Source organism: Providencia huaxiensis (genome assembly GCF_002843235.3).
Taxonomy (GTDB): domain Bacteria; phylum Pseudomonadota; class Gammaproteobacteria; order Enterobacterales; family Enterobacteriaceae; genus Providencia; species Providencia huaxiensis.
On record NZ_CP031123.2, the window covers coordinates 3,909,269 to 3,931,267 of the forward strand.

Annotated in this window: 15 protein-coding genes, 1 tRNA gene and 1 pseudogene; 10 read left to right on the forward strand and 7 right to left on the reverse strand. The window is 41.8% G+C overall.

Annotation, left to right across the window (positions count from 1 at the left end; all coding sequences use genetic code 11):
• Positions 1 to 840, reverse strand: coding sequence for a type IV pilus biogenesis protein PilM (locus tag CYG50_RS19855; protein ID WP_102140144.1), 840 nt, complete (start codon positions 838 to 840; stop codon positions 1 to 3).
• Between the two features lie 116 nt (positions 841 to 956).
• Between CYG50_RS19855 and mrcA the strand changes: the two genes are divergently transcribed.
• Positions 957 to 3,470 carry a peptidoglycan glycosyltransferase/peptidoglycan DD-transpeptidase MrcA gene (gene mrcA / locus CYG50_RS19860; RefSeq protein ID WP_102140145.1) on the forward strand — a complete coding sequence of 838 codons (2,514 nt, stop codon included), beginning with the start codon at positions 957 to 959 and terminating at the stop codon, positions 3,468 to 3,470.
• Positions 3,471 to 3,626: 156 nt separating this feature from the next.
• Here mrcA and nudE read toward each other — a convergent pair whose 3' ends face one another.
• Complete coding sequence (nudE, locus tag CYG50_RS19865; RefSeq protein ID WP_102140146.1) at positions 3,627 to 4,178, reverse strand: ADP compounds hydrolase NudE; 552 nt, start codon at positions 4,176 to 4,178, stop codon at positions 3,627 to 3,629.
• Between the two features lie 325 nt (positions 4,179 to 4,503).
• Between nudE and CYG50_RS19870 the strand changes: the two genes are divergently transcribed.
• From CYG50_RS19870 to pckA, 4 genes are all read left to right on the forward strand, one after another.
• Entirely contained in the window at positions 4,504 to 6,597 is a 2,094-nt protein-coding gene (locus tag CYG50_RS19870) for an IgaA/UmoB family intracellular growth attenuator (protein WP_102140147.1), read from the forward strand.
• A gap of 64 nt (positions 6,598 to 6,661) precedes the next feature.
• Positions 6,662 to 7,072, forward strand: coding sequence for a ribosome-associated heat shock protein Hsp15 (gene hslR / locus CYG50_RS19875; RefSeq protein ID WP_102140148.1), 411 nt, complete (start codon positions 6,662 to 6,664; stop codon positions 7,070 to 7,072).
• A gap of 39 nt (positions 7,073 to 7,111) precedes the next feature.
• A complete protein-coding gene (gene hslO, locus CYG50_RS19880) occupies positions 7,112 to 7,984 on the forward strand; it encodes an Hsp33 family molecular chaperone HslO (RefSeq protein WP_102140149.1) in 873 nt (290 codons plus the stop codon).
• Between the two features lie 203 nt (positions 7,985 to 8,187).
• Positions 8,188 to 9,807, forward strand: a complete 1,620-nt coding sequence (pckA, locus tag CYG50_RS19885; protein ID WP_102140150.1) for a phosphoenolpyruvate carboxykinase (ATP) — start codon at positions 8,188 to 8,190, stop codon at positions 9,805 to 9,807.
• Positions 9,808 to 9,875: 68 nt separating this feature from the next.
• On the opposite strand, the gene CYG50_RS19890 is transcribed toward pckA, so the two are convergent.
• A complete protein-coding gene (locus tag CYG50_RS19890) occupies positions 9,876 to 10,574 on the reverse strand; it encodes a pirin family protein (protein WP_102140151.1) in 699 nt (232 codons plus the stop codon).
• Between the two features lie 504 nt (positions 10,575 to 11,078).
• On the reverse strand, positions 11,079 to 12,278 hold the full coding sequence (locus tag CYG50_RS19895; RefSeq protein WP_102140152.1) for a BaiN/RdsA family NAD(P)/FAD-dependent oxidoreductase: 1,200 nt from the start codon (positions 12,276 to 12,278) through the stop codon (positions 11,079 to 11,081).
• Between the two features lie 375 nt (positions 12,279 to 12,653).
• Between CYG50_RS19895 and pitA the strand changes: the two genes are divergently transcribed.
• The gene (pitA, locus tag CYG50_RS19900) at positions 12,654 to 14,144 is read left to right on the forward strand and encodes an inorganic phosphate transporter PitA (RefSeq protein WP_102140160.1); all 1,491 of its coding nucleotides are present in this window, start codon (positions 12,654 to 12,656) and stop codon (positions 14,142 to 14,144) included.
• A gap of 132 nt (positions 14,145 to 14,276) precedes the next feature.
• Here pitA and uspB read toward each other — a convergent pair whose 3' ends face one another.
• Positions 14,277 to 14,612, reverse strand: coding sequence for a universal stress protein UspB (gene uspB, locus CYG50_RS19905; protein ID WP_102140153.1), 336 nt, complete (start codon positions 14,610 to 14,612; stop codon positions 14,277 to 14,279).
• A gap of 451 nt (positions 14,613 to 15,063) precedes the next feature.
• On the opposite strand from uspB, the gene uspA reads away from it, so the two are divergent.
• Positions 15,064 to 15,498 carry a universal stress protein UspA gene (gene uspA, locus CYG50_RS19910; RefSeq protein WP_004263149.1) on the forward strand — a complete coding sequence of 145 codons (435 nt, stop codon included), beginning with the start codon at positions 15,064 to 15,066 and terminating at the stop codon, positions 15,496 to 15,498.
• Between the two features lie 267 nt (positions 15,499 to 15,765).
• Positions 15,766 to 17,100: an NADP-specific glutamate dehydrogenase gene (gene gdhA / locus CYG50_RS19915; protein ID WP_004263145.1), complete on the forward strand. Its 1,335-nt coding sequence runs from the start codon at positions 15,766 to 15,768 to the stop codon at positions 17,098 to 17,100.
• Positions 17,101 to 17,183: 83 nt separating this feature from the next.
• Here the strand turns inward: gdhA and rsmJ are convergent, their stop codons facing one another.
• Positions 17,184 to 17,954 (reverse strand): 16S rRNA (guanine(1516)-N(2))-methyltransferase RsmJ, encoded by a 771-nt coding sequence (gene rsmJ, locus CYG50_RS19920; protein ID WP_102140154.1) that lies wholly within the window; start codon positions 17,952 to 17,954, stop codon positions 17,184 to 17,186.
• Complete coding sequence (prlC, locus tag CYG50_RS19925; protein WP_102140155.1) at positions 17,947 to 19,989, reverse strand: oligopeptidase A; 2,043 nt, start codon at positions 19,987 to 19,989, stop codon at positions 17,947 to 17,949. The genes rsmJ and prlC overlap by 8 nt, the downstream gene beginning before the upstream one ends.
• Positions 19,990 to 20,298: 309 nt before the next feature.
• Here prlC and CYG50_RS19930 point away from each other — a divergent pair.
• A tRNA-Sec gene (locus tag CYG50_RS19930) sits at positions 20,299 to 20,393 on the forward strand.
• Between the two features lie 209 nt (positions 20,394 to 20,602).
• Positions 20,603 to 21,809: pseudogene (locus CYG50_RS19935) on the forward strand (tyrosine-type recombinase/integrase).
• The last annotated feature ends 190 nt before the right edge of the window (positions 21,810 to 21,999 follow it).

A 21,999-nucleotide genomic window follows, 5' to 3' on the forward strand; every position in this document is an offset into this window, starting at 1 on the left:
TTAAATATCTCCATGACGTAAAGCAAGACCAGCCGCAATCACAAAATCTCCCAGCAATTGGGGTAATTTAATATTACTCTGTTGAAAAGCTTGGCGTAATTCCCAGAGATGAGCTGCCTCAGCAGTACGATGAGTATGCTGATGGTCTGTAATGAGGTAGATAGGTGAGGCGGGAGAGGTGTTTTCTTGATCAAGAAAGGGCAGTAAATGAGAAATTGTTGGGATATCGGTATCTTGCAAATGGTTATAATTCGCTGGCTGGCTAATTGGCCCTGACCAAAGCCATTCACCTTGACGATAATGAACAACCCAACATTCATCGGGTAAACCCGCATTTCTTGCCACATAGCGTAAAGCTATGGGGGCGACATCAATAGCCAGCAGGTTGAACCCGCTTTCTGTAAGTAGGTTTTGCCAAAAAGTAATATCTGACTGGCGAGCCCCATTAAAATAAACTTGTTGCTTGATGACACGATAGTCGATAACTAGCTCTTGGGCGTGCATAGCAAAACGTTTTTCAGCTTGAGATTGTAAATACCAACCGAGTTCTGGCTGTGGCAAATTGATTTCACTTGGTAATGAAATTTGTTGTTTTATTGTGCGAACAGCGGGTAATGCGAAGGAGACAGAACACTTTTTAGGTAATTTCTGACGCCATTGTAATAAAATATTCAGTAAAATTTTATATTGTTCATGGCTAGAACTATCCGTCAGCTCGAATGGTAATTGTTGTTGCCAACATTCACATAAGTGCCAATATTGTCTGCGCCGCTTTGCAGCGACTAGCTGTATTCTATCTTGATATAGGTCGATCCCAATGTTCCATTTTGATGTATACATAATTAATTTCCTTATCATTAACAAATAAATTACGTTTTCTATTGTGCTGTATAAGCTTTATACTGTGTGTTAGTGATATCTAAACCCTCTTGTTAGTCGAGCATGGGAATTTTCCGGTGAAGTTCGTAAAATATTTTTTTATTCTTGTTTTCTGTTGCATTTTTTTGGGAACCGCCTCGATTTATGGCATGTATAAATATGTTGAAGGTGAGTTACCTGATGTAGCAACAATGAAGGACATTCGTCTGCAAATTCCAATGCAGGTATACAGTGCGGATAACGAATTGATTGCCCAATATGGGGAAAAACGTCGTATTCCTTTGCCGCTGGCCGAAATCCCTCCTTTAATGATAAAAGCGTTTATCGCCACTGAAGATAGCCGTTTTTATGACCACCATGGGATTGATCCTATTGGTATTTTCCGTGCAGTTACCGTAATGGCATCATCTGGTCACGCCTCCCAGGGGGCGAGTACGATCACGCAGCAGCTCGCGAGAAACTTTTATTTAAGTCCTGAAAAAACCTTGATGCGTAAAGCTAAAGAGGCATTTTTGGCTATTCGCATTGAGCAGCTTTTTACTAAAGATGAAATTATGGAGCTGTACCTGAATAAAATTTATTTAGGTAACCGTGCTTATGGCGTCGGGGCGGCTGCATACGTTTATTTTGGTAAGACAGTGGATGAGTTGACCCTCAGTGAAATTGCGATGATTGCGGGTTTACCAAAAGCACCTTCTACATTTAACCCGCTGTACTCTTATGATCGTGCGGTAAGCCGTCGTAATGTGGTCCTTTCTCGTATGTTTGAGGAAAAGTACATTACTCAAGACCAGTATGAACAAGCAAAAAATGAAAAAATAGTGGCTTCGTACCATGCACCGAAAATCGATTTTTCTGCACCGTATTTAGCTGAGATGGCGCGTCAAACCCTGTTTGATAAATATGGCGAAGATGCCTATACCGATGGATATAAAGTCTACACTACGGTGATCCGCAAAGATCAGGAAGCTGCCACAACGGCAGTTCGTAATAATTTGATCGACTACGATACGCGTCATGGTTATCGCGGCCCTGCTGAAGTTTTATGGAAACAGAATGAAACGGCTTGGACAGCAGAGCAGATTGTCGAAAAATTGAAAAAAATGCCTACCTATGGTCCTTTAATGCCAGCTGTCGTCACATCTGCCACCGCTTCAGAAGCACAAGTGATGTTAGCTGATGGTTCGCAAATCCCTATTACGATGACCGGAGTGCGTTGGGCGCGTAAATTTATTTCAGATACTCAACAAGGTGCCGCGCCAAGAGCTGTAAACGCAGTCATGCAGGTGGGTGAGCAAATTTGGGTTAGAAAAGTTAAAGATAACTGGTGGTTAGGGCAAGTACCTGATGTGAATGCGGCATTTGTTGCCTTAAACCCAAATGACGGTGCAATTATTGCACTTGTTGGTGGGTTTGACTTCAATATGAGTGAATTCAACCGGGTCACCCAATCATTGCGACAAGTGGGTTCGAATATTAAACCTTTCTTGTATACAGCCGCGATGGATAAAGGCCTGACTTTGTCATCATTACTTAATGATGTGCCGATTAGCCGTTGGGATGCGGGCGCTGGTTCTGATTGGCGTCCTAAAAATTCACCACCTCGATATGATGGACCTATTCGGTTACGCCAAGGTTTAGGTCAATCAAAAAACGTCGTGATGGTTCGTGCGATGAGAGCCATGGGTGTGGATTATGCTGCTGATTATCTGACACGTTTTGGCTTCCCTGCGGAAAATATTAACCGTACGGAGGCATTAGCGTTAGGTGCGCCATCATTTACACCAATGCAAATGGTTCGTGGGTATGCCGTCATGGCCAATGGCGGGTATTTGATTGACCCATACTATATTTCGAAGATCGAAAATCATAATGATGAGGTTATTTTCGAAGCCAATCCTAAAATAGCATGCCCTAATTGCACGGATATTCCTGTGATTTATGGGGATACCGAGCGCACTATTGCGAGCAAAGGTATTGATGATGACTCTACCGAAGAAGTGACACAGTCCGACAATACTGTGATACAAGAGCCAACAATGGAGCTAACAACGGCAGCTGACCTAAATGGGAGCTCCGCTGACCAATATGCACCTCATGTGATTAATACCCCACTCGCATTCTTAATTAGGGATGCGATGATGACCAATATCTATGGTGAGCCCGGTTGGTCTGGTACCGGTTGGCGTGCAGCGAGAGACTTAGGTGGTCGGCGTGATATTGGTGGGAAAACAGGAACCACGAATAGCTCGAAAGATGCTTGGTTCTCTGGTTATGGCCCAGATGTTGTTGCTTCTGCATGGATAGGTTTTGATGATAATAGGCGTACATTAGGCCGCGGTGAAGCTGGCGCGAAAAGCGCACAACCAATGTGGGACGACTTTATGAAGTCAATTTTGGCCGGGGTGCCAGTCAAAACAATGAAGCCGCCTAAGGGGGTTATTTCTGTATCCATTGATAGCCGAACAGGTCAATTAGGTTCTTCCCGCCGTGAGTATTTTATTGAAGGAACTGAACCGAAAGAACATGCAGTTCAAGAGGTGGGTACGACAATTTCTACGGAAGGTGGGGTTAGCCAAGAGTTATTTTAACGTTATTGTTGGCTAAGTTTTCACCATTAGCACCCCATTGTTGATTTTAAACATGGGGTGTTTTCTATAGAGAAAACTAATATATCAGTGGGTTACATAGCCACACTCATGATGGGTTATGGAAATAACATTCCGCTGATACAATAAAACGTATTTTTACTTAATACTTTTTAAGTAACGTTCTAGATAGAAAAGTGCGCTAATATTCCGAGCTTCGTTGAAATCTGGGTGTTCTAGTAATTCCATCATTCGAGATATTGGCCATAGTTCCTGCTGTAGAGGCTCAGGCTCATCTCCTTCGAGTTTTTCGCTGTATAAGTCTTGAGCGATAAGAATATTCATTTTACTCGAAAAGTATGAGGGTGACATTGTCAGTTTGGCGAGCTGAACAATGTGATTAGCGCCATAACCAATTTCTTCTTTGAGTTCACGCTGGGCTGCTTCAATGGCGATTTCACCGGGGTCGATAGCACCTTTGGGAAAGCCTAATTCATAGCTTTCAATCCCGACAGCGTATTCGCGAATGAGAATGAGGTTATCACCCATGATAGGAACGATAAGAACCGCTTCGCGTTTTGCGGGCCGCATTCTTTCATAGACTCGTTTTTCACCATTGCTAAATTCGAGGTCAACTGATTGAATGCTGAATAATTTTGATTGAGCAACATCTTGAATATTCAAGATTTTAGGTTTTTTTAACTCTGTCATAACGATTTCCGAACAGGATGAGTAAAATCTATTGCTAAAAGCCTATTTCATTGATTTACAGGACACAGTTTATCTAGCTCGGTCTGTATTTTGAAATCATCATACAACTATGACCTATATCAAAATAAAATGATAGATATTATCGAGTAGATAAAATGCTGTTAGTATAATCGGCTCAAACAAATAATATGGGTAAATAAATAAAACATTTTTTACAAGGTGTTGTAATTTAAAATAAAAACCACAAATAGAATAGGAATCGGCTTATTTTTAGGAAGTGTGAGGGCTGATATGCTTTTCTTATTCATTTTTCATTGGGGAAACAATGCTGAACCATGTCATTATAACGGCTATAATTGTTATTAGCCTAACTATAATGGCTTCCTTCCTATTTTTTAGGCGGGGGCGGCGTTCTGGCGTCTATCAAATACCTTCTGTTGCGTCACCATCATTTAGGAAAATGATTGATTCAGATTACCAAACCATCTCCCAGTATTTGAATTATTGCGCTGCTATATCAATAAATACTTCTCAATATCCATGGCAAATCAAAAAAAATTCAATAATTGCCACGGTTTGTCATTCATTAACGCGTTTTAACTTACGTCAAGAACAGGGGAATAGCTGGCGCTATTTCATTGATACCATTGAGGTTCAGCTCCCTTCGCAGCTTGAACCTTTTTTGCAACGCCAAAATGTCATGGAGATTGTAGAAACTGACCACTTACCCTTGATCATTTCAATGAACAGCCATTCGTTGAAGGATTTCAGTGGTGAATGGCAAACAGGTGTACCAAGCGACTCAACATGGTCTGATGCGGCGATTCAAGAACGTGGTGAACATAGTATTGAGCGATTGAAAGTTCGTAAAGAGACGCTTGAAGAGCATAGGTTACACCATTCTACAGGTTGGCTTGGCGCCGCAATTATTTGCCTGAGCTTTTTATTTGGTTATTTAACCCTCGTTTCAATTCCGTTATTACAGGAATCGGGGTTAGTGATTACCATGATTACGTTTGTTATTGGGTTACTTGTTCTCTTTCGCTCTAGGATGTTTCCTCGAAAATATCAAGATATTCAATGTATTCACGGTCAGCCAAAGCGCTGGGAACTCTATGGTGAGCTTGATAAAAAATATTCCACGAATACGTCTATTGCAGGTATTGACTTGTACTACCCCAGTCATTGGGCAAATTATTTAAAATACGAAGAGAATCAAGCTGTTAATATTGATTTTTATACGACTGGTGAGGTAGTTAAGCACGGCAAGTACCTTTCTTTGCATGAAGAAGAACGTTATTACCCATACAAGCGGTTCAAAAAGAATGTATTGATGTTAGTTGGGGCATTGTTAACGATGACTCTGATATTTGCCTATCAACCGATGGGGTTACCGATAAAGCTCGGTTTTGCTTGGTTAGGTGGCACAGAGAAAATTAAGGTTGATAGCCCTAATGATCTTGTTTCTCGGCCAATAAAAATTGGGGATACATTAGTTGCCCAAGGGAAAGGGATGTGTTACCGCCCTCCAAATTTGAATAAAGAAAACCAAGCACAATTTGTGCCGTTTGATTGCTCAGGTATTTATTGGAATGATGTTAGTTTATTGACCGAGCCTCAATCGGAAGTTGTTGAGCGCTCAATAACATTGCTTGATACCGTCAAAAGCCAGTTGCATCCAGATAAAAACTCGGTAGGCGTTAACCCAAGATTACAGCGCGATATTATGAAATCAGGGATGAATATTATCTTTGATTTTTCAGCTATTATTATGGGAACAGAACAACTGTGCCATAATTCTGATAACTGCCTAAAACTAAAAAATGCGCTGACTAACCTAGGAAGTACAGAGGATTGGCCTACTTTAGTAAAAAAAGCGTCCGCGGGGAAATTAAAAGGGGCTCATGTTTTATTACGTGCAGGCAGTGCTGAGGCCTTGGAAAACATCGTGGAAGACACCATATATGATTTTATCAGTACAGAAATAGACAGAGAAGTGCGCAAGATTAATAGTCCGCCCCCTGGCGGTGTTTTATTAATTAGTGATGAAAATAAGCCTTTAGTCGATTCGATACCGGGAATTTCTTTTAATGAGCAATCGCCATTACAGCGCTGGCAAGAGCTGCAAAGGTTATCAAATCTTCTGATCAATACACCGTTCAATATTGAAGGGGTTATTACTCGTTTATCCGTAGATGCCAATGGCACATTGCAGATTGTGTTGCATGAAGAACCCAATGCAAAAGTGGTATCTCAGTATATATGTAGTGCGCTTTTTATACTGTTTTTGTTGGTGTGTGCGCTGTTAAATGGTTCGTTGATTGTGCTACGTGTTTTGAATAATAAGAAGCGTTTGCGTAATATCACAGAATATTATGATAAATGCTTTGAGGCTAATCCCCCTCCCTATCGTCGATAGTATCATCCCGAAAATAGAGGGAGCCTCTTCTTAGTTTGATTCAGACTTATGTCGAGGAGGCCCCATGAATCAATCCACTATAGAACCTGTTCGCCTTGATAAATGGCTGTGGGCTGCGCGATTCTATAAAACGCGTGCCGTCGCCCGTGAAATGATTGAAGGCGGTAAAGTCCATTACAATGGGCAAAGAACTAAGCCTGGGAAAATTGTTGAGCTGCATGGGGTCGTTAAACTTCGGCAAGGTAATGATGAACGTACGGTTGAAATCTTGCAGATCAGCAGCCAGCGCAAAGGCGCACCGGAAGCACAGTCCCTGTACAGTGAAACCGTAGAAAGTATTGAGCAACGAGAGAAAATGGCACAAGCACGTAAGATGAACGCACTTACGATGCCACATCCAGAGCGACGTCCAGATAAGAAAGAACGGCGTACTCTGTTAAAGTTTAAACAAACAAATTCTCATGAGTCGTCTTAATGACGGCCTGAGCAACAGTCAGAGCAATAGAGAGATATTATGGCAAACCAAGACTCACTCCACCGTTTTTTATTTGAACAACATTCCGTTCGTGGAGAAATGATTAGTGTTGATGAAACTTTTGAACATATTTTAGAAAACCATGACTACCCAACAGCGGTAAAAGGTTTGCTAGGAGAGTTGCTTGTTGCAACCAGTTTATTAACGGCAACGTTGAAGTTCGATGGCGATATTACTGTCCAAATTCAAGGTGATGGCCCTGTTAATTTGGCGGTTATCAACGGTAATAATTTACAACAGATGCGTGGTGTTGCACGTGTAGATGGCCCGGTTGTTGCAGGTAGCACCCTGAAACAGATGGTTGGTAACGGCTTTATAGTGATTACTATTACACCGAGTCAAGGTGAACGTTATCAAGGGATTGTAGCGATCGAAGGGGATTCTATCGAAGAAAGCATTGATGCCTATTTCCGCCAATCAGAGCAATTACCAACCCGTTTATTCATCCGTGTGGGTGAAGTGGATGGGAAACCAAGTGCAGGTGGCATGTTGTTGCAAGTTTTGCCTGCAGCAAATGACACAAGCCATGACTTTTTTGACCACTTAGTGCAACTGACGGCCACGATTAAGGGCCAAGAACTGAGTACATTGGATGTGAAAGAGGTTTTACATCGTCTTTATCATGAAGAAGATGTCACGCTATATGACCCACAATCTGTCGAGTTTCGTTGTACTTGTTCAAGGGAGCGTTGTGAAAGTACATTAGCCACCTTACCTAAGGAAGATGTTATCGATATTTTGCACAAAGATGGGAAAATTGATATGGAATGTGAATTTTGTGGCTCACACTACGTATTTATTGAATCTGATCTTCAAGGGTTAAATAATGAGCTAAATCAGCAACTTCACTGATACGATTTAGCAACCTAATTATGTGACAAGGGTGCAATTCTGCACCTTTTTTTTATAATTTTAAAGCATTATTACGTGCTCTAAGTCTCATTATGAATTAAAAAAAATTATACATTTTCAATTCTTTGATAGCAATCGCTGTTAATTAGTCGTAAAGAATTATGATCATCCGCAGATTAGTTATGTTTACCAGGAGCAATATAATGAGCGCTAAAAGCATTACCCTGAAGGAACTTGAAAAGTACGGTATTCATGATGTAGCTGAAGTGGTTTATAACCCAAGTTACGAGCTATTATTCACGGAAGAAACTAAGCCAGGACTTGAAGGTTATGAACGTGGAACAGTGACCACTTTAGGTGCTGTTGCGGTTGATACTGGTATCTTTACTGGCCGTTCACCAAAAGATAAATATATTGTACGTGATGACGTGACTCGCGATACAGTTTGGTGGGCAGACCAAGGTAAAGGTAAAAATGACAACAAACCTATGTCACAAGAAGTTTGGGCGGATCTCAAACATTTAGTGACGGAACAACTGTCAGGTAAACGTTTGTTTATCATTGATGCATTCTGTGGTGCGAACGCTGACACGCGTCTAAAAGTACGTTTTATCACTGAAGTTGCATGGCAGGCGCATTTCGTTAAAAACATGTTCATTCGCCCATCTGATGAAGAGTTAGTGGGTTTTGAACCTGATTTCATCGTTATGAATGGTGCGAAATGCACTAACCCGAATTGGGAAGCACAAGGTTTGAATTCAGAAAACTTTGTTGCGTTCAACTTAACAGAACGCATGCAACTGATCGGTGGCTCTTGGTACGGCGGCGAAATGAAGAAAGGTATGTTCTCTATGATGAACTACCTGTTGCCATTAAAAGGCATTGCATCTATGCACTGTTCCGCTAACGTCGGTGAGAAAGGCGATGTAGCTATTTTCTTTGGTTTATCTGGAACAGGTAAAACCACGCTTTCTACCGATCCAAAACGTAAGTTAATTGGTGACGATGAACACGGTTGGGATGATGACGGCGTATTCAACTTTGAAGGCGGTTGCTACGCAAAAACGATCAACCTATCTAAAGAAGCTGAGCCAGACATCTATGGCGCTATCAAACGTGATGCGTTATTGGAAAACGTGGTGGTATTGGCTGATGGTTCAGTCGATTTCAATGATGGTTCAAAAACAGAAAACACTCGTGTTTCTTACCCAATCTACCACATTGAAAACATTGTAAAACCTGTTTCTAAAGCAGGCCATGCAACAAAAGTTATCTTCTTAACCGCAGATGCATTTGGTGTGTTACCGCCTGTTTCTCGTTTAACGCCTGAGCAAACTCAGTACCACTTCCTGTCGGGCTTTACTGCGAAATTAGCCGGTACAGAGCGTGGTGTGACGGAGCCGACTCCAACATTCTCTGCATGTTTTGGTGCTGCATTCTTATCACTGCACCCAACACAATACGCTGAAGTATTAGTTAAGCGTATGGAAGCAGTGGGCGCGAAAGCTTACTTAGTGAATACAGGTTGGAATGGTACAGGTAAACGTATTTCTATCAAAGATACACGTGCCATCATCGATGCTATCTTAAGTGGCGATATCGAAAAAGCAGACATGATTAAACTACCGGTATTCGATTTAGAAGTCCCAACAGCATTACCGGGTGTGGATACCAATATCCTTGACCCACGTAATACTTATGCAGACAAAGCACAGTGGGATGAAAAAGCGCAAGATTTAGCGGAACGTTTCGTGAACAACTTTGATAAGTACACGGACACTCCAGCAGGCGCGGCACTGGTGAAAGCAGGGCCAAAACTGTAATTGGTTTTGTGAGTAGGTAATAGCAGAAAGGCTCTACGTTGGTAGAGCCTTTTTTGTTGTGAAAATGATTATTCTGCGGCTGGTAAGTCAAACAATAGAATTTCGCTATCTTCACTCGCTTTAATGGAGAGTTCAGTTTCCTGCCAAATGGCTAGACCATCGCTGGTGGTTGCTTTTTGGCCATTCACTTCAACATCTCCTTTAACGACTTGAATCCATACAACTCGCTTATCAGCGACCGCATGAGAGTGTGTTTTATTAGCAGGCAATGCCCAGCGCCACAGTTCCATATCTTGATAAACTTTCAATGCACCATCACGCGCATCCGGTGATAGCACCAATTGCTTGCCATCTTTGGAATCGAACCGTTTTTGCTCATAACGTGGCTCAATACCTGTTTTTTCAGGAATGATCCAAATTTGGTACAGATGTAGCTCTTCTTCATTGCTTGGGTTGTACTCAGAATGACGAATACCCGTACCTGCACTCATGATTTGGAATTCACCCGCAGGGATTTGCTCCATATTGCCCATGCTGTCTTTATGTTCAACAGCCCCATTGAGCACATAGGTCAATATCTCCATATCTTTATGGGGATGTGTTCCAAACCCTTGGCCTGCAGCAATAAAGTCTTCGTTAATCACTCTCAGCGCAGAAAAGCCCATAAATTGCTCGTCATAGTAGCTAGAGAATGAAAAGGTATGCCAACTGTCGAGCCATCCATGGTTTGCATGACCACGTTCGTTTGCTTTGCGTAAATAGATCATCGTGTTCTCTCCTGTACGGATTCCAACCTTGGTTGAACTCGCTCTAAATGTATTGATGACAGTTTAACCATTTTGCTAAAAGAGAAAAGTAGCTGTCATTAACCATAGGATCCAAAAAATTTGAATAAGTAGGTTTGAGATAAGTTAAGAAAATGGATAGGAAATGATGATGTGGGAATTTTAACCAATTAAGCCGTTGATGCAGATAAAAAAATAGCCAGCGCGAGGCTGGCTAAAGTAAACACTGGAAGCAATGTGAGCAATGTCGTACTTCTTACAATAGGTGACTAAGTAACCGTATTGAGGAAGTGATGATAATGATAATAGTTATCACTATCGTTTGTAAAGCATTATTTTTAACCAAAATAATATATCTTATAATTAAAACTGCAATTATATGATTTCTATGGAATTAAATATTAACCATTATTTTTCAATGGATTAAGAGATATTCGGTTAAAAGGATGCAAACAAGAAGGCATCGCGAATATTAATTCCCTTAAATTAATTAGGGTTAATAGGCAGACTTTCTGCACATGCTGCCGCAGAGCTCCAAGCCCATTGGAAGTTATAACCACCTAACCAGCCGGTGACATCGACGACTTCACCAATAAAATATAGCCCCTCAGTTTTCAGTGACCCCATTGTTTTCGATGATATCTCATGGGTATCAACACCCCCTAAAGTCACCTCTGCGGTGCGGTAGCCTTCTGTCCCGTTGGGTTGAACTTGCCAAGCATGTAACGTGCTATGCAGTGCTTCAATTTGCGGATGGTTCAATTGCTTTAGGGCACACTCAGGGATTTGCCCTTGCGCTTGCATGATTTCAATTAGTCGTTTAGGCAATAATTTTGCAAGGGTATTTTTTAAGGATTGATTTGGGTGATTTTGCTTTTCTACCGCTAAAAAGTCGCTCAGTGAAAGGTTAGGAAGTAAGTTAATGCTCACATACTCTCCGGGGTTCCAATAGCTAGAAATCTGCAAAATAGCAGGGCCAGAGAGGCCCCGATGGGTAAAGAGAATATTTTCTTTAAACAACGTCCCATCCGCAGCTGTCACGCTTGCCGCGACCGAGATCCCTGAAAGGACTTGCAGCGCTTCTAAAAGCGGCTTATGCAGTGTAAATGGGACAAGGCCAGCACGAGTTGGAATAATCGAGTGGCCAAATTGTTCTGCGATGCGGTAGCCAAATGGTGTGGCGCCAAGACCTGGCATCGATAACCCACCCGTTGCGACAACCAGTGAGCGAGCACTTACTTGGCTCCCATTCACCGTGACTAGAAAGCCCTCAGGTGTTTTTTCGACACCAGTGACTTCACTGCGAAGTTTTATTGTTATATTCGGTAAATTACACTCATTTTGCAGCATATCGACGATATCTTGTGCACTATTATCACAAAAAAGCTGCCCTAGGGTTTTTTCATGGTATGGAATATTATATTTAGCGACTAAGGCGATAAAATCCCACTGTGTATAGCGAGCAAGTGCTGACTTACAAAAGTGTGGATTTGTTGAAATGTAATTGCTGTGTTCTGCGTACATATTAGTGAAATTACAGCGCCCACCACCGGACATCAATATTTTTCTGCCTAATTTTTTCCCGTTATCAACTACTAGCGTCTTTAAACCGCGTTTGCCAGAGTGTGAGGCACAAAATAAACCCGCAGCGCCAGCACCTAAAATAATAACGTCGAAATTTTTCACAGTAAGTATCTCTATATATGTTTGATTTTTAGTATAATTACATTGATAACCGGGATATTTTACGTCATCTCATCGGGATTGTAATGTAAAGCTTTGAGGAAGAACTGATGAAAACTATACAGGACGTATTATAATTAGAGAAATTTGTCTAAAAAAAGCAAACAACGATTATTTTCTGGAAATATCGTTAAAAAGTTTCAAAAATTCAGAATAAGTTTGATTGCTTTAATTTATTGAAAAATATGGGGTAATTGCCATGAGGTACTTTTTTGATGAGTAGTTAAATCAAAAAAAGGTTAGATTTTGCTTCCACCGCCAGCGTTTGTCACTGATAATGCGCCGCGTTCATGTCCAACATATAATGGCTTAACGTCTATGCTACATCTTTTTACAGGTTTAGAATTTCATACAGGTCTATTATTAGTTCTGGCACTGTTATTTGTGCTGGTCTATGAGGCTATAAATGGCTTCCATGACACCGCTAACGCGGTAGCTACGGTTATTTATACCAGAGCAATGCGGGCTCAGTTCGCAGTTGTCATGGCAGGGGTTTTTAACTTTTTTGGTGTTTTGCTGGGAGGGTTGAGCGTCGCATATGCAATTGTCCATCTCTTACCAACAGACCTCTTGCTTAATGTGAGCTCAGCTCACGGCCTTGCAATGGTTTTTTCATTGCTCTTGGCTGCAATTATTTGGAACCTTGGAACTTGGTACTTCGGTATTCCTGCTTCCAGTTCGCACACGCTGATCGGGGCGATAATCGGGGTGGGTTTAACCAACGCGATTGTGACTGATTCGTCTGTCGTTGATGCCTTGAATATACCGAAAATGATCAGTATTTTCATGTCATTAATTTTGTCTCCCGCTATCGGTTTTGTGATTGCCGGTTTGATGATTTTCTTTTTGCGCCGTTATTGGAGTGGCACAAAGAAACGTCGACGCATTCACTTAACACCAGCGGAACGTGAGAAAAAAGATGGTAAGCGTAAGCCACCATTCTGGACCCGTACTGCATTGATTTTGTCAGCAGTTGGGGTAAGTTTCTCCCATGGTGCGAACGATGGCCAGAAAGGCATCGGTCTTATCATGTTAGTGCTAATTGGTGTTGCTCCAGCAGGTTTCGTTATGAATATGAATTCTAACGGTTATGACATCGCAAAAACGCATGATGCGGTTGTCCACCTGCAACAATACTATGAAACACATAAACCAGCGTTAAACCATGCAATAGAAAATGCGCCTGTCGTTGCAGAAAGTAGTGATGAACCAGGTGGCGAATTCCATTGTGATAGCACGCGTACTGGCGCTATTTTAAATCAAGCTCAAACGATGCTAAATGGCATTCAAAGCTATGAAGAGCTGACGCCAGACCAACGTAACCACGCACGCCGTTTGCTGATGTGTATCTCTGATACTGCTAATGCGGTTGCGAAATTACCGGAAACAAGCTCGAAAGATGCCAGCTTACTGAAAAAACTCAGTAATGATTTGCTGTATACCGTTGAGTATGCACCACTGTGGATCATTATTGCGGTTGCTTTAGCATTATCATTAGGCACCATGTTTGGTTGGCAGCGTGTTGCTGTGACCATTGGTGAGAAAATTGGTAAGAAAGGCATGACTTATGCGCAAGGCGTATCTGCTCAGGTGACTGCAGCGGTGTCTATCGGCGTGGCAAGTTATACTGGTATGCCCGTTTCAACAACGCAGGTTTTATCTTCTGCCGTTGCGGGGACGATGGTTGTCGATGGTGGCGGTGTACAAACAAAAACCATTAAAAGCATTGCGTTAGCATGGTTATTAACTTTACCAGTATCCATTGTGTTATCGGGTGGTTTGTACTGGTTATCGCTGCTGTTTATCTAGTCGCACTAATTTGGGCTTCATACATGAGTATGGAGCCTTTAACAGTTACATGAACACAGTAATCTACATATACAAAATAGTGATGATCGTAAGGTCATCACTATTTTTTCATTAGTCAGTCACTAATTACAATTAACCCGTTATCAATAAATAGACTAAACTCACGACAACAAGAATGCTGAGCCTGCTTATCATCATGAATTGCTTGCGGATCCGCTCACAACGCAAAATAACTTCAGGGTCATAATGTTCAAGGTACTGTTTGTTATTTATGTATCGAACTAACCGTAGTTGTTTGTTCAGTTGACCGTGTGTAGTAAAAAAGCCATTACCATCAACGGATTGATAAAGCAGAGGGTCTGAATCCCTTAAAATAGACAATAAAACACGAACGGAAGAAAAATACCGCATCATATTTAAGATGCACAAAATGCATAATGCCCAAAACAATGCAATCATACTGAACATAATCCTCTCCTTAGAACCTAGCTCAAGCTCACAGCAATTGTCGCAAAGGAAATACAGCAGAAAAATTGTACTTATACTCAGTTATTTTATTGTAGGATAAATTACTGTTTAAAAAAAGTGCAGTTAGCGCAAATTTGTGATGACTTTTTGTTTTCATTGAAGAAAATAAAACTGAATGGTTGAACTTTAGTATCACAGTTTGCGGTGCAACTTTGTTGTTTTTCTAAGCTAAAATATTTCCCATAACTCGAATTTTTTAGGGCAATATATTAATATTGTATGAATGATGTTATTGTTTTATAAAATGTTATATGTAGTGATGATTTTAAGGTTAATCTGCTTAGATGTGATCAAAGCAACACTTAATAATCACAATTAGCAGGTATAGTATTCATAAAGATGTGGTGAAGGCATAACCACCAGATAATCAGCATTCGGAAGGAGTTTACTTATGGCTTACAAACATATTCTTGTTGCGGTAGATTTATCACCTGAAAGTAAAGTATTACTGGATAAGGCTGTCTCTATGGCAAAACCTTATGGGGCCAAAGTATCTATGATCCATGTTGATGTTAACTATTCAGACCTCTATACCGGTCTTATTGATGTCAATCTTGGAGACATGCAGCAACGTATTACTGATGAAACACGTAATGCTCTGAAGGATTTGTCTGCGGGTGCAGGTTATGAAATTCAAGAAACACTCAGTGGCAGTGGTGACTTAGGCCAAGTACTGGTCGATGCCATTAAAAAATACAATATGGATTTAGTCGTCTGTGGACACCACCAAGATTTCTGGAGCAAGCTCATGTCTTCTGCTCGCCAGTTAATCAATACCGTTCATGTGGATATGTTGATTGTGCCACTAAATGATGATGAAGAATAATCCATATCACTATATTTGAAATATTATTCACTAAAAACGCTTGCTTATGCAGGCGTTTTTTTTGTTTCAAAATATGTATCTTGAGGGAGTTATTGGCAGGTCAAGCAATTTATTTTGCTATTGAGTGAAAAAAAACCTTGAATTTAGAATACAAACTAATGATATATTCAATAGGCAAACGCAAATCAACCTCACATTTCCTAAAAATAATGAAAAGAAAGAGTGAGGCACATCACAACAACTACAATGTTAAAAAGGAAGACATAGATGACACAATCACTATCTTCGTTCTTGGAGTCTGTCCAAAAAAGAGACCCTTCTCAACCTGAATTTCTACAAGCGGTGCGTGAAGTATTCACTTCCCTTTGGCCGTTCTTAGAGCAAAATGCTAAGTATCGTGACCAAGCATTACTTGAACGTTTTGTTGAACCTGAGCGTGTAATTCAATTCCGTGTGTGTTGGGTAGACGACCAAGGTAAAGTTCAAGTCAACCGCGCATGGCGTGTACAATTTAGCTCTGCAATCGGTCCATTCAAAGGTGGTATGCGTTTTCATCCGTCTGTGAATTTATCCATTCTGAAATTCTTAGGCTTCGAACAAACACTGAAAAATGCCCTGACCACATTACCAATGGGTGGTGGTAAAGGTGGCTCTGACTTTGATCCTAAAGGTAAAAGTCATGGTGAAGTGATGCGTTTCTGCCAAGCATTGATGACTGAGCTTTATCGCCATATTGGTTCTAATACTGACGTCCCAGCAGGGGATATTGGTGTGGGTGGCCGTGAAGTGGGCTTTATGACGGGTATGATGAAAAAACTGTCTAATGACACTTCTTGTGTATTTACTGGTAAAGGATTGTCCTTTGGTGGCAGTTTAATTCGCCCTGAAGCAACTGGTTACGGTTTGGTTTATTTCACCAATGCGATGTTAAAACGCCATGGCCTAGGTTTTGAAGGAATGCGTGTCGCAGTTTCTGGTTCAGGTAACGTTGCACAGTACACCATTGAAAAATGTATGGAACTAGGTGCGAAAGTGGTTACTGCATCTGATTCAAGCGGTACTGTCGTTGATGAAGATGGTTTTACAACAGAAAAACTCGCACGTTTGGAAGAGATCAAAAACAACTATGGTCGCATTGAAGAGTATGCAAAAGAGTTTGGCTTGACTTACTTAGCAGGCCAGCAACCATGGAATGTGCCTGTCGATATCGCTCTGCCATGTGCAACACAAAATGAGCTGGATGTGGATGCAGCAAAAGTGTTAATCAAAAATGGTGTTAAGGCGGTGGCTGAAGGGGCTAATATGCCAACGACTATTCCTGCAACGGAGCTGTTCCTTGAAGCGGGAGTGCTGTTTGCACCAGGTAAAGCGGCTAACGCAGGTGGTGTTGCGACCTCTGGTCTAGAAATGGCACAGAATGCGGCTCGCCTAGGTTGGAAAGCAGAGAAAGTTGACGCTCGTCTGCACCACATCATGTTGGATATCCACCAGCACTGTGTGGAATTCGGTGGCGAAGAGAAACAAACAAACTATGTTCAAGGTGCTAACATCGCAGGCTTTGTAAAAGTCGCTGATGCAATGCTTGGGCAGGGTGTGTTGTAATTCTCTGACCTCAAAACGTACGCGAAAGGGCGGCTGTATCATACTGATAATTTCACCTGTACATACGCCCTTCGCCGTTACGTTTATTCGCTACTTTTAATGCATGGATAGATATCAAACCGATGGTTTTTAGTGGTAACCGCTGATGGCGCTTTTTGTCCCGCAAGGGGCTCTGCGTAATCAGGGCGCTTAACAACCACTCTACGTTTAGCCAAAGCAATCGCAGGGGCTAACAATGAATCTGCATCATCATCTGCTCCCACTAATGACTGAAATACTCGCATTTCTTTCTTCACTAAAGCACTTTTTTGCCGATGAGGGTACATCGGGTCAAGATAGATAACATCAGGCGCGTGGGTTATCTCGCTCAGTGCTGTAATACTGGATGCATGAATCAATGACATTCGCTCTTGTAACCATGGGCCAATTTCTGCATCTTGGTAGCCTCGTTGTAAACCATCATCCAATAGGGCTGCAACCACAGGGTGGCGCTCCAACATACGGACATGGCAACCGAGAGCGGCTAGAACAAAGGCATCACGCCCTAGGCCAGCAGTGGCATCAATCACATCGGGAAGGTAATCTTTTTTGATCCCGACAGCTTTGGCAACAGCTTCACCGCGGCCTCCACCAAATTTACGACGATGGGCCATCGCCCCAGAGACGAAGTCGACAAAGATCCCCCCTAACTTAGGCTCATCTAGCTTACGTAGTTGTAAGTTTTCAGGCGTAAGTACAACAGCCATAACGGCATCAGGGGTGTGAGAAAGCTGCCATTTTTCAGAAAGTTGAGAAAGAGTGCCGGGATCGGCACCCTCTTCGCAGATCAATTGGATCTCAATACGATTAGCCATGAATACCATAGCTCTTCAACATGGCATCTAATTCTGGTTTGCGACCACGGAAACGCTCAAACAGTGCCATTGGCTCTTCTGAGCCACCACGACTTAAGATATTGTCGAGGAAAGACTGGCCTGTTTGGCGGTTAAAGATGCCTTCTTCACTGAAACGTGAGTATGCATCTGCCGCAAGCACATCTGCCCATAAGTAGCTGTAATAGCCAGCGGCATAGCCACCTGCGAAAATATGGCTAAAAGCATGTGGGAAGCGAGACCATGTTGGTGAAGGGACCACAGCGACTTTATCTTTAATTGCATATAACGTTGGCATGACTTGCGCGCCTTTCGCTGGGTCATATTCAGCATGCAAGGTGAAATCAAACAGGCCAAACTCCAACTGGCGCAGAACAAACATGGCTGATTGGTAGTTTTTTGCTGCTAACATGCTATTGAGCATTTCTGTTGGTAATGGTTCGCCTGTCTCATAATGGCCAGAAATAAATTCGAGGGCTTCAGGCTCCCAGCACCAGTTTTCCATAAACTGACTTGGCAATTCGACGGCATCCCATGGTACACCGTTAATCCCAGCAACATCAGCAACATCAATTTGCGTTAACATATGGTGTAAGCCGTGACCAAATTCGTGGAATAAGGTCGTGACTTCATTATGAGTAAACAGTGCGGGTTTATCGCCAAGTGGCTTGTTGAAGTTACAAGTTAAGTAAGCAACAGGATTTTGTAATGAACCGTCTTTATGCACCATGCGGCCAACACAGTCATCCATCCAAGCACCGCCGCGTTTGTGTTCGCGGGCGTAGAGGTCTAGGTAGAAGCTACCACGCAGAGTGTTGGTTTCGTCATAGAGCTCGAAGAAACGCACATCTTTATGCCATGTTTCCACATCATGGCGCTCTTTGGCGGTTAAGCCATAGATACGATGAACAACTTCGAATAACCCATTTAGGACACGTTGTTCAGGGAAATATGGACGCAATTGTTCATCATTTAATGAGAATTTATGCTGTTTTTGTTTTTCGCTGTAATAGGCTAAATCCCATGATTCAAGCGTATCGACACCATAATGCTCTTTAGCAAAAGCCGTCAGTTCAGCCAGCTCATTTTCCCCTTGCTGATGAGCTCGGTCAGCTAAATCATTGAGGAAATTCAGCACTTGTTCTGGTGATTCGGCCATTTTGGTGGCAAGGGATTTCTCTGCGTAGTTTTTAAAACCTAATAATTGCGCCAGTTCGTGGCGTAACGCCATCAGTTCATCAATTAATTCGCTGTTATCCCATTTACCGGCATTTGGACCTTGGTCAGACGCACGGGTGCTATATGCATGGCTCATCTCACGACGCAATTCTGCGTTATCAGCATAGGTCATAACAGGTAAGTAGCTTGGCATATCGAGGGTGAGTAAGTAGCCTTCTTCGCCTTTTGATTCAGCCATGGCTTTTGCTGCGGCAATTGCACTTTCTGGCATGCCTGCTAATTCTTTTTCGTCTTTAATGAGCTTACTCCAACCCATAGTCGCATCAAGGACGTTATTGCTAAACTTAGACGCTATTTCCGACAAACGTGCAACAATTTCACCATAACGTTGCTGTTTTTCAGCAGGTAGGCCAATTCCAGATAATTCAAAATCACGTAAAGTATTTTCGATGGATTTACGTTGGGCCTGGTTAAGGGAATTAAATTCAGCCCCTTCTTTTAATGATTTATATGCTTGATATAAAGGCTCATGTTGCCCCATCCAAGTACTGAACTCGGACAGTAATGGCAAACATTTTTCATACTCTTCGCGCAGTTCTGGACTGTTTTTCACGGAGTGTAAATGGCTGACTGGCGACCAAACACGAGAAAGCTTATCACTGGCTTCTTCTAAAGGTTGGCACAGGTTGTCCCAAGTATATTGATCCGCTGCGCTCAGCAGGTTTTCTACTGTTTGGCGATATTCATTGAGTACGTGTTGGACTGCGGGGAAAATATCCGCGGGCTCTATAGTAGAAAAACGGGGTAGTGCGGAATCGGCTAATAATGAATTTGTCATAAAACATCCTGTGATTGCAGGCTTGTGCTCGTAGGCCAAGGCTTACTGTGTTGACAATAAAAGTTAAATGGCGAACTTAAACCCAAATATGGTCAATGTTATGGGTGATAGAACTAGCACGCCATTGCGAATATAAGAAAGTATATGGGGGCAAATGTACAAACCTCAATATCAATCTAACGTTTTTTCTTATTAACGCTTATCAATAAATGGGGTTTTTATTGGCTTTTATCAATAAAGGCAATAGTTGTAGTTTCAATGCTTTGGAAAATAATGAATTCAGTCTATAATCGTTTTCCAATCTATAGAGGAAGATCGTCGTCTCCGGTGAGGCGGCTGGATTTCAAATCCAGTTGGGGCTGCCAGCAGTCCCGGGCAGGTTCGACTCCTGTGATCTTCCGCCACTCAAGTTCAATACACCTCCACTGAAGTCAATTAAATCCTTTAAATTCAACATATAAAGGCAAATCATAGTCAACTCAGTTCAACTGGGGTTACCCCACATCAACCCCCTATTGGGGGTGTTAATCGGGGGTGCATTTAGGTATGGTATATCTTGCACCCCCAAATTCTCATTTTCTTTGTAACAGATAGGGCTTACGGAGGTTTTGTTATGGCTCTGAGTGATATAAAAATTAAAACGGCAAAGCCGCTAGATAAGCCCTACAAACTTTCTGATTCAGGTGGGTTATATCTGATCGTTAATCGCAATGGTTCTAAATATTGGAGAATGAAGTACCGCTTTGCAGGCAAAGAAAAGATGCTTTCTATAGGTGTTTACCCGCAAGTGACATTAGCGGAAGCAAGAAACCAGCGTGATGATGCGAAAAAATTGTTGGCTCAAAATAAAGCTCCAAGTGAGCAAAAGCAATTAGCGCGATTAGAAAAGCACTTAGCTTCTGAAAGTACCTTTGAAGCAGTCGCTCGTGAATGGCATACCGTCTAAAGCGGATCGCTGGTCACTACGTTATCGTGATGAAATTATTGATACCTTTGAAAAGGATATATTTCCTTATATCGGTAAGCGTCCGATAGCAGAAATTAAGCCTCTAGAGCTACTTGAAACGTTGCGTAAGATAGAAAAGCGCGGGGCCTTAGAGAAGATGCGGAAAGTCCGTCAACGCTGCGGTGAGGTCTTTCGCTATGCAATTATTACTGGTCGAGCGGAATATAACCCAGCCCCTGATTTGGCTTCTGCTCTAACTCCCCCTAAGAAACAGCATTTTCCATTCTTAACAACTGAAGAGTTGCCTTATTTCTTGAAAGATTTAGCGGGTTATACAGGCAGTGTGATCACGAAAACAGCGACTAAAATTATTCTGCTTACGGCTGTTAGAACGCAAGAGCTCCGTTTTGCTCGTTGGCAGGATCTTGATTTAGAAAAAGGAATTTGGGAGATACCTGCTGAAGTAATGAAAATGAAGCGACCGCATGTTGTGCCATTATCAAAGCAGGTGATCGAGCTGTTTAATTCACTCAAGCCACTATCAGGGCATTATGAGCTAGTTTTTATAGGCCGTAATGACCATAGAAAACCGATCAGTAAGGAAAGCATAAATCAGGTTATTGAATTGTTAGGGTATAAAGGAAGGCTAACAGGACATGGCTTCCGCCACACAATGAGTACGATTTTGCATGAGAAAGGATTTAATTCAGCATGGATTGAAACCCAGCTAGCGCATATCGATAAGAACGCGATCCGTGGCACGTATAACCATGCTCAGTATATGGATGGACGCAGGGAAATGATGCAGTGGTATGCGGATTATATGGATGAGTTGGAGGGGAGTTTGGATAATGTGGTTAGTGTGAATTTTTAGTGATAGATAGCTTTATTTATATAAAGAAGGCTACTTATGTAATGGTATTATTGATAAAAATTATTGCTTAATCTCGCTGAGATTTTTTATAGAAATATTCATATATGCTGTGAGTTGGATAGATAAACGATCTTTTTTTACTTCCAAATTCAATTTTTCTTGATAATCTTTTGTTTAATACACTAAGTCA

Coding starts and splice junctions, on each gene's coding strand:
- CYG50_RS19855 (WP_102140144.1), bottom strand. CDS start 840: ATGTATACATCAAAATGGAACATTGGGATCGACCTATATCAAGATAGA.
- nudE (WP_102140146.1), bottom strand. CDS start 4,178: ATGACAGAGTTAAAAAAACCTAAAATCTTGAATATTCAAGATGTTGCT.
- CYG50_RS19870 (WP_102140147.1), top strand. CDS start 4,504: ATGCTGAACCATGTCATTATAACGGCTATAATTGTTATTAGCCTAACT.
- hslR (WP_102140148.1), top strand. CDS start 6,662: ATGAATCAATCCACTATAGAACCTGTTCGCCTTGATAAATGGCTGTGG.
- hslO (WP_102140149.1), top strand. CDS start 7,112: ATGGCAAACCAAGACTCACTCCACCGTTTTTTATTTGAACAACATTCC.
- pckA (WP_102140150.1), top strand. CDS start 8,188: ATGAGCGCTAAAAGCATTACCCTGAAGGAACTTGAAAAGTACGGTATT.
- CYG50_RS19890 (WP_102140151.1), bottom strand. CDS start 10,574: ATGATCTATTTACGCAAAGCAAACGAACGTGGTCATGCAAACCATGGA.
- pitA (WP_102140160.1), top strand. CDS start 12,654: ATGCTACATCTTTTTACAGGTTTAGAATTTCATACAGGTCTATTATTA.
- uspB (WP_102140153.1), bottom strand. CDS start 14,612: ATGTTCAGTATGATTGCATTGTTTTGGGCATTATGCATTTTGTGCATC.
- uspA (WP_004263149.1), top strand. CDS start 15,064: ATGGCTTACAAACATATTCTTGTTGCGGTAGATTTATCACCTGAAAGT.
- gdhA (WP_004263145.1), top strand. CDS start 15,766: ATGACACAATCACTATCTTCGTTCTTGGAGTCTGTCCAAAAAAGAGAC.
- rsmJ (WP_102140154.1), bottom strand. CDS start 17,954: ATGGCTAATCGTATTGAGATCCAATTGATCTGCGAAGAGGGTGCCGAT.
- prlC (WP_102140155.1), bottom strand. CDS start 19,989: ATGACAAATTCATTATTAGCCGATTCCGCACTACCCCGTTTTTCTACT.